The sequence below is a fragment of the Streptomyces sp. NPDC086777 genome, assembly GCF_040702065.1.
Taxonomy (GTDB): Bacteria; Actinomycetota; Actinomycetes; order Streptomycetales; family Streptomycetaceae; genus Streptomyces.
In genome coordinates, this window is sequence record NZ_JBFBJI010000011.1 from 129,379 (window position 1) to 147,333 (window position 17,955).

Genomic DNA, 17,955 nt, shown 5'->3' on the forward strand with positions numbered 1-17,955 from the left:
TCGAGGCACCGCCGATGAAGTCCAGCCGGTCGACGGCAGGTTCTCGTCGGCGTTCACGGGACGGGCACGGTGGTCGACCGGACCGAACGTGCCCCGGCGGCTGCCGACCTCACGAGAATCCCCGTCCAGCATGGCGGACGTGGTCGACGGAGTCGTGACAGCCGTCGTCGGGCGGCCGGTTCGCGCCTTTCGGGTCTTCGCAGGCACGTCGCCGGGGCTGTGCGGCACGAGGGTGACGAGTCAGCTGCAGTGCGCCGCGCGAACGGTGACGCAGCCGCCTCCGTGGACTCGCCGGGCATGGTGCCCGACGCCCCCCGTGTTCCCAGCGGCACCCCCGCAGTCGGCCTGCGCACCGTGACGGGCCTGGGCGGATGAAGAACGCGGAGCGCCCCCGAGTTGTGAGCCCGCGGGAACGGCAGCCGGACTCCGGCGCAGCATACGTTCCAGATCTCACGCAGTACGGAGGAAACTCAGCGAACCGGTTCGACGCAAGCGCTTCAACGGGAGGCCACGACCGGCGGTTGTGTGCGGTCGACGGCATGCGGCGCGGCGGGTGCGGGGCCGACGTGACAGCCGGAGTCCGACCGCTTCGGCCGGTGTCCTGCGAACCGCCGCTCGGTGTCCCGTTGCCGGGCTGCGTCCCTGCTCACCGGCATGATGGCGGGTCAGCCGAGCGATCCGGACTGCGGGGCCCGGCACATCCGCGACTGCCTCATCGCCGGAGCGGCAGGCGGCCACACCGACGTACCGCTGCCGCCACACCGCAACTTTTCGAGCACGCAGAGAGCTTGCGCACCGCGGGAATCAGCAGTCGAATCGATTCGGCACCAGGGGGTGGCGGCAGCGGGCGTCACACCCGTGACAGCCCCGCGAAACCGGGAGCACCGCTCCCCCGAAACCTCTCCGCAATCCCACTGCACCACAACCCGAGCGGCTAGCAACGGCACGGTAGGGAGATCAGATGGGAAGCACACGTGCAGGACGCCACCTGTCGTCCGAGCATGGTGGCGTCGCGCGGTTACTCGCGACGGTACGACACCGTGGCAGGCCCGGGAACGCGCCGTCTCAGGCGCACGTTCCTTCGCCGCCCCGCTCCCGGTGGAAGTCGTTGGCCCGAGCGGGGGCCGCGGCCGCGCTCGTGGCGGGAGCTCTGGCCGGCGCCACCGCCACGGCCGGCACGGCCCGAGCCGCCACGTCCGGACCCTGCGACATCTATGCGGCAGGCGGGACGCCCTGCGTGGCGGCGCACAGCACCACGCGAGCCCTGTACGCCTCGTACAACGGGCCGCTCTACCAGGTCCGCCGTGCCTCGGACAACACCACCCGCGACATCGGCGTCCTGAGCGCGGGCGGGTACGCCGACGCCGCCGCCCAGGACTCGTTCTGCTCGGGGACGACCTGCCTGATCACGATCATCTACGACCAGTCGGGGCGTGCGAACAACCTCACCCAGGCACCCGGCGGCGGCGCCGCGGGCGGCCCCGACAACCTCGCGAACGCGACCGCCGCGCCCACCACGGTGGGCGGCCACAAGGCCTACGGCGTCTTCGTGGCACCGGGCACGGGCTACCGCGACAACCACACCAACGGCATCGCCACCGGGGACAACCCCGAGGGCATGTACGCGATCCTCGACGGCACGCACTACAACGGCGGCTGCTGCTTCGACTACGGCAACGCCGAGACGGACAGCAACGACGACGGCAACGGCACCATGGAGGCCATCTACTTCGGCAACATCAAGGTCTGGGGCTACGGCAGCGGCAACGGCCCCTGGATCATGGCCGACCTGGAGAACGGCCTCTTCTCCGGGGTCAATCAGCACTACAACGCGGGCGATCCGACCATCAACCACCGCTACACGACCGCCATCATCAAGGGCGGGGCGAACCACTGGGCGATCCGCGGCGGCGACGCGCAGTCCGGCGGCCTGTCCACCTTCTACGACGGTCCGCGTCCCAACGTCTCCGGCTACAACCCGATGCGCAAGCAGGGAGCCATCATCCTGGGCACCGGCGGCGACAACAGCAAGGGCGCCCAAGGCACCTTCTACGAAGGCGTGATGACCTCCGGCTACCCGTCGGACGCCACCGAGAACGCCGTCCAGGCCAACATCACCGCGGCCGGATACAGCAACTCCTCCGGCGGGACGGGCACCGGCGCGCTGCAGGCGGTCGGCGCCGGCAAGTGCCTTGACGTGCCGGGCTCGTCGACCACGGCCGGCACGCAACTGCAGATCTGGGACTGCAACGGCGGAGCCAACCAGACCTGGACCCGCACGTCCTCAGGGCAACTCACGGTCTACAGCGGCAGCAGCCAGATGTGCCTGGACGCGTACGACAACCAGACGTCCGCCGGTACCAAGGTGGTGACCTGGCCGTGCAACGGCGGCGCCAACCAGCAATGGCAGGTGAACTCCGGCGGCACCGTCACCGGCACCCAGTCCGGGCTCTGCCTCGACGTCACCGGCGCCTCCACGGCCAACGGCGCCCTGGCGGAACTCTGGCCGTGCAACGGCGGGTCCAACCAGCAGTGGAGCCTCAACTGACCTGACCTGCCCCGACCTGACCGGCTCCGGCCCGTGGCCTTGCACACCGACGGCCACGGGCCACCCGCCACCAGACGTGCCACCACCGGAGGATGACCATGCTCAGAGCCGGAGCGCTCCGCGGCCTGTGGGCCGCCCCCACAGCTCTGCTCGCCCTACTCGCCGCCAGTCCGGCCACCGCCGGGGTCGCGTACGCGGTACCGGCAGAACGCCTGGCTGCGGCCGCCGACCTGTACGTGGCGCCGGATGCGGCTCCCGGCGGAAACGGCACCGCCGGGCAGCCGTTCGCCACCATCGGTCAGGCAGAGCAGCCCGCGCACCGGCTCTCGGCCGACTCGGACGTCGTCGTCCACCTGGCCGGTGGCACCTACCGGCTGACCGAGCCGCTTGCCTTCGGCTCCGGCGACGGCGGCCAGAACGGCCACACCATCACCTACCAGGCCATGTCCGGGCAGCAGCCGGTCGTGACCGGCACCCAACGGATAACGGGTTGGCAGGTGCATGACCAGACGAAGAACATCTGGTCGGCCCACGTCGGCACCGGCGTGAACACCCGCCAGCTGTACGTGAACGGCAGGGAAGCGCCGCGAGCGGCCATCCAGGTGCCCCGCTCCGCCTTCACCTTCACCCAGACCGGCCTGACCGTCACCGACTCCTCCCTCGACTACCTGGCCGGCCTCTCGGACCAGAACCACATGGAGGTCGAGAGCCTCAACTCCTTCACCGACCGTTACGCACCGGTCCAGTCGATCAGCGGCAGGACCGTCACCATGCAGCAGCCCGCGTGGAACAACAACTCCTGGGGCTACGACACCATCAACGCGCCGTTCACCGGCGGGACGATGTACCTGGAGAACAACTACGCGTTCCTGCAGCAGGCCGGACAGTGGTACCTCGACTCGTCCACCGGCGATCTGTACTACCGGGCCCAGGCGGGGCAGAACCCCGGCAGCCTCGACGTCGAACTGCCCCGGTCGGAGAGCCTGCTCGGCATCAGCGGCAGCTACGGCTCACCGGCCGCCGGTCTGGCCTTCACCGGCATCCGGTTCACGGGAACCTCCTGGCTCGGCCCCAGCGGACCCGACGGCTACGCCGACCAGCAGAGCGGCGCGCACATCACCGGCTCCTACGCGATGCCCGCCAACTGGCTGAGCACCTGCAAGTCGGGATGCACGCAGTTCGAGGCCACCCGCAATCACTGGGCGCAGATGCCCGCGGCCGTCCAGGTCTCGGCGGCCACCGGCATCACCTTCTCCGGCGACACGTTCTCCGAGCTCGGACAGGCCGGGCTCGGCGTGGGCAACGACGGTGTCGCCAACGCCTCCGGCACCGGCCTCGGCGCCAACGGCGTCACCATCACCGGCAACACGTTCACCGACACCGCCGGCAGCGGCATCCAGGTCGGCGGGATCCAGCCGGACGCGCACCACCCCGGCAACCCGCAGATGACCAACCAGAACATCACCATCAGCAACAACGAGGTCAGCGGCGTGGGCACCGACTACAAGGAGACCGCCGCGATCCTGTCCACGTACGTCACCAACGCCACCATCACCCACAACCAGTGCGACCACCTGCCCTACGACGGCATCGACATCGGGTGGGGCTGGGGCGCCAACGACCCGGGCGGCAGCCAGGACTACGTGAACCGGGGCACGTACAACTACCAGCCCGTCTACAGCACCCCGACGACGCTGAAGAACAACACCGTCTCCCACAACCTGATCTTCGACACCAAGAACGCGATGTTCGACGGCGGCAGCATCTACAACCTGTCCGCGAACCCCGGCTCGGTGATCTCCGACAACTACATGTACGACAACCACCGCACCACCGCGCTGTACCTGGACGAGGGCTCCCGCTATCTGAAGGTGTCCGACAACGTGGTTCAGGACGCGGGCAACTGGGCGCTCACCAACGCCAACGCGAACAACCACACAGACGACAGCACGTTCTCCGGCAACTGGTACAACGGCGGCAACACGTACGTGGCCACCGGCCCGCCGCACAACAACGTCCTGACCGGCAACGTCCAGGTCAGCGGCACCAATTGGCCGTCGGGCGCCCAGCAGGTCATCCAGCAGGCGGGCGTCCAGCCCTCGGGCGGCCGTGGCGGCTTCCCCACCGGCTACCACCAGCTGGCGATCGGCAGCATCAGTCTGTGCCTGGACGTGTACGGCAACTCCGGCAGCGCGGGCGCCGCGATCGACCAGTGGACCTGCAACGGACAGAGCAACCAGCAGTTCCAGTTCGTGCCGGGCGCCGGCGGTTACGGGCAGCTGCAGGCGCGGAACTCCGGGCTGGTCGTGGCGGTGTCGGGGGGTTCCACGACTGCCGGTACGCCCGACATCGTGCAGCAGGCCCCGAGCGGAGCGGCCGGCGCTCTGTGGCTGCCGGTGTCGCAGCCCGACGGCTCGTACTCCTTCCAGAACCAGAACAGCGGCCTGTGCCTGGACGGGTACGGCGGCGGCGGCAACCTCGGCCAGCAGCTCGACCAATGGCCCTGCAAGAACACGGCCGGCAGCAACCAGGACTTCACCCCGCGCTGACCCGACTCGATTCTCGGCACCGACTCGTGGTGGGTGTCCCAACTTCCCCCACACACAGGGAGATTGATTCATCATGTCCTGGCTCAGCGAAGGGCCCCGTCTGCGCAGGGCCCTGGCCCTGGCCCTGGCCAACGGGAGCGCAGCGAACCAGCAACGGCGGCGCCAACCAGCACTGGAACGTCAGGTGAGGCGATCGACACACAGCGCTCGCAGCTGATCCCCCGACGAACGCCTGCGCCCGGCACTGCGGTCGCCGCCGGACGCAGGTTTCGGCTGCCCTCAGAGCGGCCCGACCAGGGCAAACATGGGATGGATCACTCCCTGAAAGGCCCGGAAACTTCTATTGACAGCGCCATGACCCTGTGGGATCACTATGCGACATGGGATGTCTGAGTGTTCCCTGTGCGTGCACGGCACTTTCCGTCCCCTCCCTCCCTCGCATACCTCCCCCGCATACCCGAGGACACAGAATGCAGCCTCCATCCGCTCCGCACCGCAGCCCCGCGGCTCGTGCCTCGCGCTTACCGGCCGCGGCCGCCGTATCCGTGATGGCGCTGCTGGCCATGCTGCTGGCGACCGCGCCGACCTGGTCGGCGTCGACGTCCGTGGCAGCCCTGGTGAGTTCGGCGTCGGGGCGGTGCCTGGACGTCAAGGGCAACGTCGACACGCCGGGCACGGGGCTGGAGATCTGGGGCTGCAACGACCAGGCCAACCAGGCGTTCGAGTTCACGGCGGCGGGTGAGCTGAGGACGATGAACGGCACCCGGTGCGTGGACGCCTACGACACCCGGACGGCTCCCGGAGCCCCGGCGGTCATCCGGGGGTGCGACGGGCGGGCGACCCAGGTCTGGCGACAGAACTCCGACGGGTCCGTCACCGGCGTCGCCTCCGGATTCTGCCTGGACGTGAGCGGGGCGGGAACGGCCGACGGCACCGCGGTCATCCTGTGGACCTGCACCGGCCAGAGCAACCAGAAGTGGACCACGTCGGCACCGCCGCCTCCGACCGCCGGGACGGGCCCGTGCGACATCTACGCCGCGGGCGGTACGCCGTGCGTGGCCGCGCACAGCACCGTGCGGGCGCTCTACGGTTCCTACAACGGTTCCCTCTACCAGGTCAGGCGCGCCTCGGACAACGCCACCAGGGACATCGGCGTCCTGGCGGCGGGCGGCTTCGCCGACGCGGCGGCGCAGGACGCGTTCTGCGCGGGCACCTCGTGCGTGATCACGGTCGTCCGCGACCAGTCCGGGCACGGCAACGACCTGTGGTACCAGGGATCGGCCCAGGTCCCGGGGTCGAGTCAGAGCAGTCCGGCGAAGGCCACGTCCGAGTCGCTGACGGCCGGCGGCAGCAAGGCGTACTCGCTGTACATCAACCCCGGCAACAGCTACTGGCGGGACGGCCATCTGACGGGCGTGCCGACCGGTGCCGCGCCCGAAGGGGCGTACATGGTGACCAGCGGCACCCACGTCAACAACGGCTGCTGCTTCGACTACGGCAACAGCGAGACGACCAGGAAGGCCGACGCCGCCGGGGCGATGGACGCGATCAACTTCGGCACCCAGTGCTGGTTCGGCGGCTGTTCGGGCAGCGGCCCCTGGGTGCAGGCCGATCTCGAATGGGGCCTGTACCCCGGCGGCAGCCAGTCCTGGAACCCCGACCAGCGGGCGTTTACGGGCAAGTTCGTCACCGCGATGCTGAAGAACAACGGCACGTCGAGGTTCGCCCTCAAGGGCGGCAACGCCCAGACCGGCGCACTGACCACCCTGTGGGACGGCGGGTTGCCCGGCGGATACAGCCCCATGAAGAAACAAGGGGCCATCGTGCTGGGCAGTGGCGGCGACTGCTGCAAGCCCGGCGGCGGCGCCAACCTGAGCGCCGGCACCTTCTACGAGGGAGCCATGGTCGCCGGCTACCCCTCCGACGCGACCGACAACGCGGTACAGGCCAACATCACCGCCGCCGGCTACCGCTGATCCGCACCCAGCTCCCCACCACGCCCCAGGAGTCGATGACCTATGCCCACGAGCACCGCGAGAGCCAGGCGTCCCCGGTCGCTGCCCCCGCTGCGTTCCCTGCGCAGAACCCTCGCGCTCGCCTTCTCGGCCGTGCTGCTCACCGCGGCCGCCCCCCTCCTCTCCCTCGGCACGGCGCAACCCGCCGCCGCACTCGGCAACGGGCTCGCGCCGACCCCGCAGATGGGCTTCAACGACTGGAACGCGTACGGCTGCGACGTCTCCGAGTCGCTGATCAAGTCCACCGCCCAGGCGATGCACACCAACGGCATGCAGGCGGCCGGCTACACGTACGTCAACATCGACGACTGCTGGATGACCCACAGCCGGGACTCCGGCGGCCACCTGGTGCCGGACCCGGCGAAGTTCCCCGACGGCATCAAGGGCACCGCGGACTACGTGCACTCACTGGGGCTGAAGCTGGGGATCTACGAGGACGCGGGCACCGCGACCTGCGCGGGATACCCGGGCAGCCTGGGCCACGAGACCACGGACGCGCAGTCGTTCGCGGCGTGGGGCGTGGACTACCTGAAGTACGACAACTGCAACAACACCGGCGTGCCGGCGCGGACCCGGTACACCGCGATGCGGGACGCCCTGGCGGCCACCGGACGGCCGATCCTGTACAGCCTGTGCAACTGGGGCCAGGAGAACGTGTGGACCTGGGGTGCGGACGTCGGCAACAGCTGGCGCACCACCGGGGACATCAGCCCGAGCTTCTCCAGCATGCTGTCGATCTTCCACAGCAACGTGGGCCTGGCCTCCTACGCGGGCCCCGGCCACTGGAACGACCCGGACATGCTGGAGGTGGGCAACGGCTCGATGACGGTCACCGAGAACCGCAGCGAGTTCAGTCTGTGGGCGGAGATGGCCGCACCGCTGATCGCGGGCACCAACATCCCCTCGGCCAGTGCCTCCACCCTGTCCGTCCTGACCAACTCCCGGGTGATCGCGGTCGACCAGGACCCCCTCGGCAAGCAGGGGACCATGGTGTCCTCCTCGGGCGGCCTGGACGTGCTGGCCAAGCCGCTGGCGGGCGGGGACGTGTCGGTGGCGCTGTTCAACGAGACGGGCTCCACGGCGACCGTCACCACCACCGCTTCGGCGATCGGGAAGACCGGAGCGTCCGCCTACAGCCTCACCGACCTGTGGTCGGGCACGTCCTCGACCACCTCCGGCACCATCAGCGCCTCGGTACCGGCGCACGGCACGGTCATGTACCGGGTCGCGGGCGGCACCAGCGGCGGCGGAGGCACCAGCGTCACGGGTGCGCTGCACGCGGTCGGCGCGGGCAAGTGCCTGGACGTGCCGGACTCCACCACGACCGCGGGCACCCAGGTGGAGATCTGGAGCTGCAACGGCGGCGCCAACCAGACCTGGACGCACACCACCTCCAACCAGCTCACCGTCTACGCCGGCAGCGGTCAGATGTGCCTGGACGCCTACGACAACCAGACCACACCGGGGACGAAGGTGGAGATCTGGCAGTGCAACGGCCAGAGCAACCAGCAGTGGACGCTGAACTCCGACGGCACGATCACCGGCGCCCAGTCCGGCCTGTGCCTCGACGTCACCGGCGGGGCCACGGCTGACGGAACCCTCGCCCAGCTGTGGACCTGCAACGGCGGCGGCAACCAGCGGTGGACGCTGGGATGACCCCGTCCTCCCCGCGGCCACCGGCAGCTTCGGTGCCGCCGTCCGGCGGCACCGCCACAGAGGAGGTCTCCTTGCCCGGATCAGCAACCGATCGCCGCCGAAGGCGTTTCCCGGCCGTGCTCCTGATCGCCCTGGCGATGGCCCTGGCCGCGCTCGGGACACCCTCGTTCGCCACCTCCGCGCGGACCGGCACACCTGCCGGCGTCCACGCCCCCGTGTCCGCGGCGGACGCGTCGCTTCCGTGCGACCTCTACGCGGCGGGCGGCACGCCGTGCGTGACGGCGCACGCCACCACCAGGGCACTCTTCGCGGCGTACGACGGGCCGCTGTACCAGATCCAGCGGTCCTCCGATCACAGCTACCGCGACATCGGGGTGCTCGCCCCGGGCGGGTACGCCGACGGCGCCTCCCAGGTGTCGTTCTGCGCGGGCACGTCGTGCACGATCACGAAGATCTACGACCAGACCGCCGAGCACAACGACATGCCGATCTCCTGGGGCGGCTACTGGAAGGGTCCGGGTCCGAACGGATCCGACGTCGGGGCGGACGCCATGGCCCTGCCGGTGACCGCGGCCGGTCACCAGGTGTTCGGCGTCAAGGTCACCCCGGGTGTCGGTTACCGGCTCGACCACGCGAGCGGCGTGCCCACCGGCGCCCAGCCCGCAGGCATCTACATGGTGACCTCGTCGAACTACACGAGCCAGTGGTGCTGCTTCGACTACGGCAGCGGCGAGAACTCCCACACCGACACCGGCAACGCCACCATGAACGCCATCTACTGGGGCACCGCCTGCTGGTTCGGCGGCTGCACCGGCAGCGGCCCCTGGGTCGAGGCCGACCTGGAGAACGGGATGTTCCACACCAACACCGGCTCCAACAAGGACCCGAACAACCCCGGCGTGCACTATCCGTTCGTCAGCGCGTGGTTGAAGAACAACGGCACCAGCAACTTCACCCTCAAGTACGGCAACGGCACGAGCGGCGGCCTGACCACCACCTTCTCCGGTCCCCTGCCGAACGGCTACTCACCGATGAAGGTGGACAGTTCGGTCCTGCTCGGCACCGGGGGCGACAACAGTCCCAATGGCGTGGGCGAGTTCTTCGAAGGCGCGATGACGGCCGGCTATCCGTCCGACGCCACCGAGAACGCGGTCCAGGCCGCCGTCACCGCCGCCGGCTACGGGTCGGGAAGCGGTAGTGGCACGACGGGTGCCGTGCACGCGGTGGGTGCGGCCAGGTGTCTCGATGTGCCGGGGGCATCCACGACGGCGGGTACGCAGCCGCAGATCTGGGACTGCAACGGCGCGGCGAACCAGACGTGGACCGCGACCGCGTCCCACCAGCTCACCGTGTACTCCGGCAGCAGCCAACTGTGCCTGGACGCCTACGACAAGGGCACCAGCCCGGGCACGAAGGTCATCACCTGGCCCTGCAACGGCCAGACCAACCAGCAGTGGAACCTCAACGCCAACGGCACCGTCACCAGTGCCCAGTCCGGCCTGTGTCTGGACGTGACCGGCGCCGCCACCGCCAACGGCAGCCTCGTACAGCTGTGGACCTGCAACGGCGGCTCCAACCAGAAGTGGTCGCTGGGCTGACCCGATGAGTCGCTGTATCGCTGAACCGCCGACCCGTAGGAGGTCCGTATGAGGGCGCGAGCGAAGAGCCGCCGTGTGCTGCTCACCGTCGGCGTCGTGTTGGCGTTCGTACTGCAGCTGCTGTCGGCGGCCGGGAGCCGTGCAGCCGCGGGCGAGGCGCTGAGCGTGAACCTGGCATCGACGCGAGGCCCGTCGACCGGTGTGGGTGAGGGGTTTCTCTACGGCTTCACCCAGGACGGCAGCCAACCCGTGGACCAGTTCGTCCAGCCGCTGGGGATCAACGCGTTCCGCGGCGGGGGCTGGTTCTCCGGCGGCTGGATCAAGGACAACTACCAGTACGGAGCGGCCAGTCGGGCCGACGTCGACTCGATCATCGCGCAGGCGAAACGGCTGACGCGGTCGCCGTACCACGCGCAGTACCAGGTGCTCGTCAGTGACATCTACGGCGCGAACGGCGGCCAGCCGTCGAACACGACATACCCGTGCGACAACGGCAACTGCGCGAACTGGACCAGCTTCATCGACTCCACTGTGGGAGCGCTCCAAGCGTCGGGGCTGACGTTCTCCTACGACATCTGGAACGAACCCGACATCTCCTACTTCTGGACCCGCGGTGTCAACAGCGCCCAGTACTTCCAGATGTGGGACACCGCCTACCGGGAGATCCGGCGCATCGCCCCCGACGCGCAGATCGTCGGGCCGTCCCTCGCGTTCACCCCGCAGCGCAACCCGGGTGAATGGCAGACCTGGCTCGCGCACGTGAAGGCGGCCGGGACGGTGCCGGACATGATCACCAACCATGACGAGGGCGACGTCGACGACCCCGTCACCGTCTCGCAGTCCCTCAACAGTGCGCTCAGCTCGGCGGGTATCAGTCCGCGGCCGCTGTCCGCCAACGAGTACCAGCCGGCCGACCGGCAGACCGCCGGGGTGACGGCCTGGTACCTGGCGCGGTTCGCGCAGTCCGGGTACGCCAACGCGATGCGCGGCAACTGGGTGTGCTGCGTCACCCCCAACCTGACGGGAGTCCTCACCCAGAGCGGGGGCAGCTGGCAGCCGACGGGCAACTGGTGGGCGCTTCGGGACTACGCCGACATGACCGGCACCCTCGTGGACACCTCCGGCCAGGTCGGCTCGACGGCGATCGCGGCGTCCGAGGACTCCACCGCAGGGCGCGCGGTGGCCGTCATCGGCGACTCCAACGGCTACACCGGGGCCGCGTCCGTGACCTTCAACGGGCTGTCGTCCGTCCCGTGGCTGACGAACGCCGGCAGTGTCCACGTCACCGTGCACCGCATCCCGGACCAGGCACCGCTCGCCGCCCCACAGACCGTGTACGACCAGAACGTCAGCACCTCCGGCGGCTCGGTCACCGTGCCGGTCACGTTCCAGGCCTCGCACGACGCCTTCGCCGTCCGTCTCACCCCGGCAACGTCCAGCGGCGGGGGCTTCCCGGACGGCTACCACCAGCTCGTGGTCGCAAGCGACCAGTTGTGCCTTGACGTGTACGGCAACTCCGGCACCGCGGGTGCCGCGATCGACCAGTGGACCTGCAACGGGCAGACCAACCAGCAGTTCCGGTTCGTGCCGGCCTCGGACGGCTACGGCGAGCTGCGTGCCCAGAGCTCGGGCCAGGACGTGGCGGTCGCCGACGGCTCCACGGCGGCAGGCACCCCGGACATCGTCCAGCAGGCCCCCGGCACGGCGGCGAACGCCCTCTGGCTGCCCGCGCGCCAGTCCGACGGCACCTACGCCTTCCAGAACCGCAACAGCGGTCTGTGCCTGGACGTCTACGGCGCCGGCGGCACCGCGGGACAGCAACTGGATCAGTGGCAGTGCAAGAACGCGCCGGGCACCAACCAGGACTTCGCCGTCCGCTGACACCGCACCCGACGCGGACCCCACCGACTGCGAACCCCTCCGACCTGCGAAAGGAACGCCCACCGTGTCAGCATTCAGACAGCTGTTACGGCGCCTGCGCGCCTCGACGGCCGTGCTCGCGGGCCTCGTCCTGGCCGCCGGCGGCCTCGTCGGCACGGCCGCCGCCACGGCCCACGCCGCCACCTCCATCACCGTCAACGGCGCGTCCGGCGGACGGACCTTCGACGGCGTCGGGGCGATCAGCGGCGGAGGCGGCAACAGCAGACTCCTGATCGACTACCCCGAGCCCGAACGCGGCCAGGTCCTCGACTACCTCTTCAAGCCCGGTTACGGCGCCTCCCTGCAGATCCTCAAGGCCGAGATCGGCGGGGACACCAACTCCACCTCGGGAGCCGAGCCCAGCCACCAGCACACCCGCTCCGATTTGAACTGCGACCGCGGCTACGAATGGTGGCTGATGGAGCAGGCCAAGGCCCGCAACCCGAACATCAAGCTGTACGGCCTCGCCTGGGGCGCCCCCGGCTGGATCGGCGGCGGGAACTTCTGGTCCACCGACATGGTCAACTACCTCGTCTCATGGCTGGGTTGCGCCAAGCAGCACGGCCTCACCATCGACTACCTCGGCGGCTGGAACGAGCGCGGCTACAACATCTCCTGGTACGAGCAGCTGCGCAGCGCGCTCAACTCCAACGGCTACGGCAGCGTCAAGATCGTAGCGGCCGACTCGGACTGGTCCGTGGCCGGCGACATCGACTCCGATCCGGCGTTCGCCGCAGCGGTGAACGTCATCGGCACGCACTACCCCTGCGGTTACCGCTCCTCCCAGTCCAACTGCTCGGTGCCGTCGGCAGCCACGTCGTCCGGAAAGTCGCTGTGGGCGAGCGAGAACGGCTCGGACGACTACAACGCAGGAGCGCCGGCCATGGCCCGCGGCATCAACCGCGGATACATCGACGGCCGGATGACCGCGTATCTCAACTGGCCGGTGGTCGCGGCGATCACGCCCAACCTGCCGTATCCCACCATGGGCCTCGCCCTGGCCTCGCAGCCGTGGTCCGGCCACTACGCGATCGGCAAGAACACCTGGGTGATGGCGCACACCAGCCAGTTCACGGCCCCGGGCTGGAAGTACCTCGACGCCTCGAGCGGCTACATCGGCGGCAACCGGAACAACGGCAGCTACGTCTCGCTGAAGTCCCCGAACAACTCCGACTGGTCCACGGTCATCGAGACCATGGACGCCGGCAGCGCCCAGACGCTGAACTTCGACGTCACCGGAGGGCTGTCCACCGCAGCCGTCCACGTCTGGTCGACCGACGTCAACTCCGCCAACCCCGCGGACTACTTCGTGCACACCACGGACATCACCCCGTCCGGCGGCGGTTTCAGCCTGACCGTGCAGCCCCATCGCGTCTACACCCTGACCACCACGACCGGCCAGGGCAAGGGCACCGCCACCGGCCCCGTCCAGGGCACGATGACCATGCCGTACAGCGACTCCTTCGACGGCTACGCCACCGGCACCGAGGCGAAGTACCTCATGGACTGGCAGGGCGCCTTCGAGGTGGCGGGCTGCGGCGGTGGCCGCAGCGGCAAGTGCGTGCGCCAGATGAGTCCGCAGAAGCCGATCACCTGGGACGCGCTGTCCGACCCGCACGCCCTGCTGGGTGACACCGGCTGGAGCAACTACACCGTCTCGTCCGACGTGCTGCTGGAACAGCCGGGATACGCCGAGCTGATAGGGCGCGCAGGCGGGCAGGACTACAGCAGCACCGGCGGACTGAACGCCTACCACCTGCGGGTCAGCGACACAGGTGCCTGGTCGATCCTGAGTTCCGCCACCAACGGAAGTGTCTCCACTCTCGCCCATGGCACGACCGCCGTACTGGGCACCAACCGGTGGCACACCCTGGCCCTGACCTTCTCCGGCACCACCCTGACCGCCGTCGTCGACGGTTCCACGGTCGGTTCCGTCAGCGACCGCACCTGGGCCGGCGGACAGGCCGGCTACGCGACCGCTCAGGGCGAGACGGCACAGTTCGACAACCTGTCCCTCACCCCCGGCAGCGGCGGGCCCGGCGGCGGCACGACCGCAGCAATCGTCGGGGCCGGCTCCGGCCGGTGCGTGGACGTCCCGAACCAGTCGCAGACGTCCGGCACCCAGGTGGAGCTGTGGGACTGCAACGGCGGCAGCAACCAGCAGTGGACGAGCACCTCGGCCGGTGAACTGCGGGTCTACGGCAGCGCCTGCCTGGACGCCGCGGGCGGCGGCACCAGCCCCGGCACCAAGGTCGACATCTGGACCTGCGACGGCGGCGGCGACCAGCAGTGGACGCTCAACGCCGACGGAACGATCACCGGTGCCCAGTCCGGCCTGTGCCTGGACGCCACCGGCGCGGGCACGGCCAACGGCACCCTGCTGGAGCTGTGGACCTGCAACGGCGGCAGCAACCAGCAGTGGACGCGCGACTGAACTGATCCGGTGCCCTCCGAGATCTGAGACCACCCACCCCGTCAATGACGCCGAGAGGCCCGCATGACTTCCTCACCCCTTCCGATCAGCCGACGCCGGCTGCTGGCGGCGACCGGCGCGGCCACGGCCCTCGGCCTGCTGCGGTTCGCCCCCGAGGCCGCCGCGACCGACGGCCCCACGAGCTACACCGCGAGCTGGTCCTCCGTGGACCAGCACCCCCCGGCTCCGGCCTGGTTCAAGGACGCCAAGTTCGGCATCTACTACCACTGGGGCGTCTTCAGCGTCCCCGCGTTCGGCAACGAGTGGTACCCGCGCAACATGTACGTGGGCGGTTCGGCCGAGAACCAGCATCACATCGCCACCTACGGCGACCCCTCGGCGTGGCCGTACAACAACTTCATCGACGGAGCCCGCGACAAGGCGGGCAACTTCGTGCAGTTCGCCCCCAAGCTCGCCTCGCAGGGCGGCCACTGGGATCCGGACGCCTGGGCGCGACTGTTCAAGGCCGCGGGCGCGCGGTTCGCAGGACCGGTCGCCGAGCACCACGACGGCTTCTCCATGTGGAACAGCCGCGCCAACCCGTGGAACTCCGTCCGGCACGGCCCGGGACTGGACCTGGTGGGGCTGCACGCGCAGGCCATCCGCGGCCAGGGCCTGAAGTTCATGGCGTCCCTGCACCACGCCTACCACTTCAACGGCTACTACGACCACGTGCCGTCGCAGTCGGACCCTGCCCTGCGCATCCTCTTCGGCCAGCAGGGCTCGGCCGCGGAGAACACGCTCTGGTACGACAAGCTGGTCGAGGTCATCGACACCTACCAGCCGGACCTGCTCTGGCAGGACTTCGACCTGGGCCTGGTACAGGAGTCCTACCGGCTCCAGTTCCTCGCGCACTACTACAACCAGGCGGTCTCCTGGGACAAGGACGTGGCCGCGACCTACAAGGACGGCCTCGACAACAAGGGCGAGGTCTTCGACTTCGAGCGCGGCGGCCCGGCAGGACTGCTCACCCCCTACTGGCTGACCGACGACAGCATCTCCTCCTCCAGCTGGTGCTACACGGCGGGCATCGGCTACTACTCGACGCAGGCACTGCTGCACTCGCTGGTCGACCGCGTCAGCAAGGGCGGCACCATGCTGCTGAACATCGCCCCGATGGCCGACGGCACCATCCCCTCCGGACAGCAGTCGATCCTGCTCGGCATGGGGGACTGGCTCGGCCGCTTCGGAGAGGCGGTCTACGGCACCCGCTCCTGGACGAGCTACGGCGAGGGCCCCACGCCGATGGGCGGAGGCTCCTTCAGCGGCCCGGTGGCCGGCACTCCGAAGGACGTCCGGTTCACCCGAAGCCAGGACAACAAGGTGCTCTACGCCACCACGCTGGGCTGGCAGGGCGGCACCACGACCATCACGACGCTGAACTCCAACCGGATCAACCTCAGCGGCCTGACCGGCGCCCAACTGCTGAACAACACCGCCGGCAGCTACCTCAGCCTGCCCACCCCGACGCAGGACGGCACCGGTCTGCACCTGGCCATGCCCTCGTCGAACCCGCCGTTCAGCGCACTGGCGTACACGGTCAAGCTCACCTTCTCCGGCGAGATTCCCGTCCTGGGCGCACCGGGCGGCTCCACGACCTGGGTGAAGATCGCCAACGTGACCAGCGGGCTGGTGCTCGACAGCGGGGGCAATGTCGCCTCCGGCTCCAACCTCAAGCAGTGGAACTACGACGGCAGCGCCAACCTGCAGTGGCAGCTGATCGACCTCGGCACCGGCTACTACCGCATCATCAACCGCACCAACGGCATGGCCGCCGACAGCTGGGGCGACTCCGCCGACGGCGCTCCGGCCCGGCAGGAGACGTGGAACGGCGGCAACAACCAGCAGTGGTCGCTGGTGGGCGTCGGCGGTGACCGCTACCAGATCGTCAACCGCGGCACCGGCACCGCGCTCGACGGCAGCGGCAGCACCGCGGTGGGCTCGACCGCGGTGCTGTGGACGCCGAACTCCAGCACCAACAACGCATGGACCATCACCGGCGTGTGAACCGCCTCGGCGACCGCCGTGCCCGCCCACCCCCCACCACATCCTCGAACGGGCCGAGCAGAAGGCCGACCGCCCGGCCCCGCCGGCCCCGCCGGCGCGGCCGCGATCCACGCGACCGTATTCCACCGGCTCCGCGAGGCCCTCAACCGACTGCGCCCACCACACCGCCGCCCTTCAGCGCCACCGCAGGCCGACCCCAACCCCGGTCTGCGACCACGCCGCGACCACCAGCCCTCTCCGAACACGAAAGGCCGTCCTCCCGTAAGCGAGAGAACGGCCTCCGACCTGCGTAGAAGCTGGTCGGGACGACAGGGTTTGAACCTGCGACCCCTTGACCCCCAGGAGTAGGGGTCAAGGGTATTTTCTGGATATAACAGACTTAATCTGGGCGGACAATGTGGGTTAGCAGGCTCCGTCGTGCACCATCGCGCACACCGTGTGGTCCCCAACTGGTCCCCAAGCCGGCCCCGTAGAACTCTGCAACAGGACCCCGACCTCGCCGCGCTCGCGCCAGGTCGGCGCCATCGCTCCACCGCCCGCTCGCTCACCCGCAGAGCGGTCGCGAGTTCACGATTGGCCGCCGTGCCCTCGATGCGACGACAGCCTGCGACTGGGGCCGCTCCCGCGCGGCCCTCTCCGCGCCGGTCAGACCACCACGCTGCGCGTATCTCACTCCCCCATGAGCCACGGAGCCAGCGGGCTGCCGTCCAGGCGAACGGGTCCGCTCCCCGATCGATGAGCTCATCCGACGCGACCACGTACTGGGAAACGCGCAGCATGTGCCCGGCGTGGCGTGGTTGTTGACTGATCATGTGTTGGACGTTCCGGCGACACTGGCTCGCCGGGACATCGTCGTGAACGGCCTCGACGATTCCTCGCAGATCGGGGGGCACTCGGTGCCGGCATCGACGTCGTCCGAGGGTACGGGCGGCGGCTCGACGGGGAGCGCTCAGTGGCGGTGGAGATGACAGCAGGCGGCACCCGGCCCCTGACCGCCCTCGGACCCACCTGACGAACCCTTGAGCCGAGAGGCGACGAGACCCGCCGGCTCGAAGCGACACGAGATCACTCCTCGAAGACCCTGCCTGCGGAAGCCTGCTCTTCAGGAGCTTCTCGGTCAGCTCTTCAACACCACCGCCATGACCATCAGCCGTGCAATGACAGACGTCCGCTCACTCCTGGAAGCCCA

8 protein-coding genes are annotated in these 17,955 nt (G+C 69.4%); all 8 read left to right on the forward strand.

All coding sequences use genetic code 11. The features are described 5' to 3' along the window. The first annotated feature begins 961 nt into the window (after positions 1–961). The 8 genes from AB0472_RS17820 (at position 962) to AB0472_RS17855 (ending at position 16,766) form a co-directional block, all read left to right on the forward strand. Positions 962–2,548, forward strand: a complete 1,587-nt coding sequence (locus tag AB0472_RS17820; RefSeq protein WP_366357393.1) for an arabinofuranosidase catalytic domain-containing protein — start codon at positions 962–964, stop codon at positions 2,546–2,548. Positions 2,549–2,640: 92 nt separating this feature from the next. Beyond that, positions 2,641–5,097, forward strand: a complete 2,457-nt coding sequence (locus AB0472_RS17825; RefSeq protein ID WP_366357394.1) for an RICIN domain-containing protein — start codon at positions 2,641–2,643, stop codon at positions 5,095–5,097. Positions 5,098–5,645: 548 nt separating this feature from the next. Beyond that, on the forward strand, positions 5,646–7,073 hold the full coding sequence (locus AB0472_RS17830; RefSeq protein ID WP_366357395.1) for an arabinofuranosidase catalytic domain-containing protein: 1,428 nt from the start codon (positions 5,646–5,648) through the stop codon (positions 7,071–7,073). Positions 7,074–7,115: 42 nt separating this feature from the next. After that, the gene (locus AB0472_RS17835) at positions 7,116–8,768 is read left to right on the forward strand and encodes a ricin-type beta-trefoil lectin domain protein (RefSeq protein ID WP_366357396.1); all 1,653 of its coding nucleotides are present in this window, start codon (positions 7,116–7,118) and stop codon (positions 8,766–8,768) included. Between the two features lie 116 nt (positions 8,769–8,884). Then, positions 8,885–10,366, forward strand: coding sequence for an arabinofuranosidase catalytic domain-containing protein (locus tag AB0472_RS17840; protein WP_366357397.1), 1,482 nt, complete (start codon positions 8,885–8,887; stop codon positions 10,364–10,366). A gap of 48 nt (positions 10,367–10,414) precedes the next feature. Continuing rightward, positions 10,415–12,247, forward strand: coding sequence for an RICIN domain-containing protein (locus AB0472_RS17845; protein WP_366357398.1), 1,833 nt, complete (start codon positions 10,415–10,417; stop codon positions 12,245–12,247). Between the two features lie 64 nt (positions 12,248–12,311). Then, complete coding sequence (locus AB0472_RS17850) at positions 12,312–14,720, forward strand: ricin-type beta-trefoil lectin domain protein (protein WP_366357399.1); 2,409 nt, start codon at positions 12,312–12,314, stop codon at positions 14,718–14,720. A 63-nt stretch (positions 14,721–14,783) separates the two neighbouring features. After that, positions 14,784–16,766, forward strand: a complete 1,983-nt coding sequence (locus AB0472_RS17855) for an alpha-L-fucosidase (protein WP_366357400.1) — start codon at positions 14,784–14,786, stop codon at positions 16,764–16,766. The last annotated feature ends 1,189 nt before the right edge of the window (positions 16,767–17,955 follow it).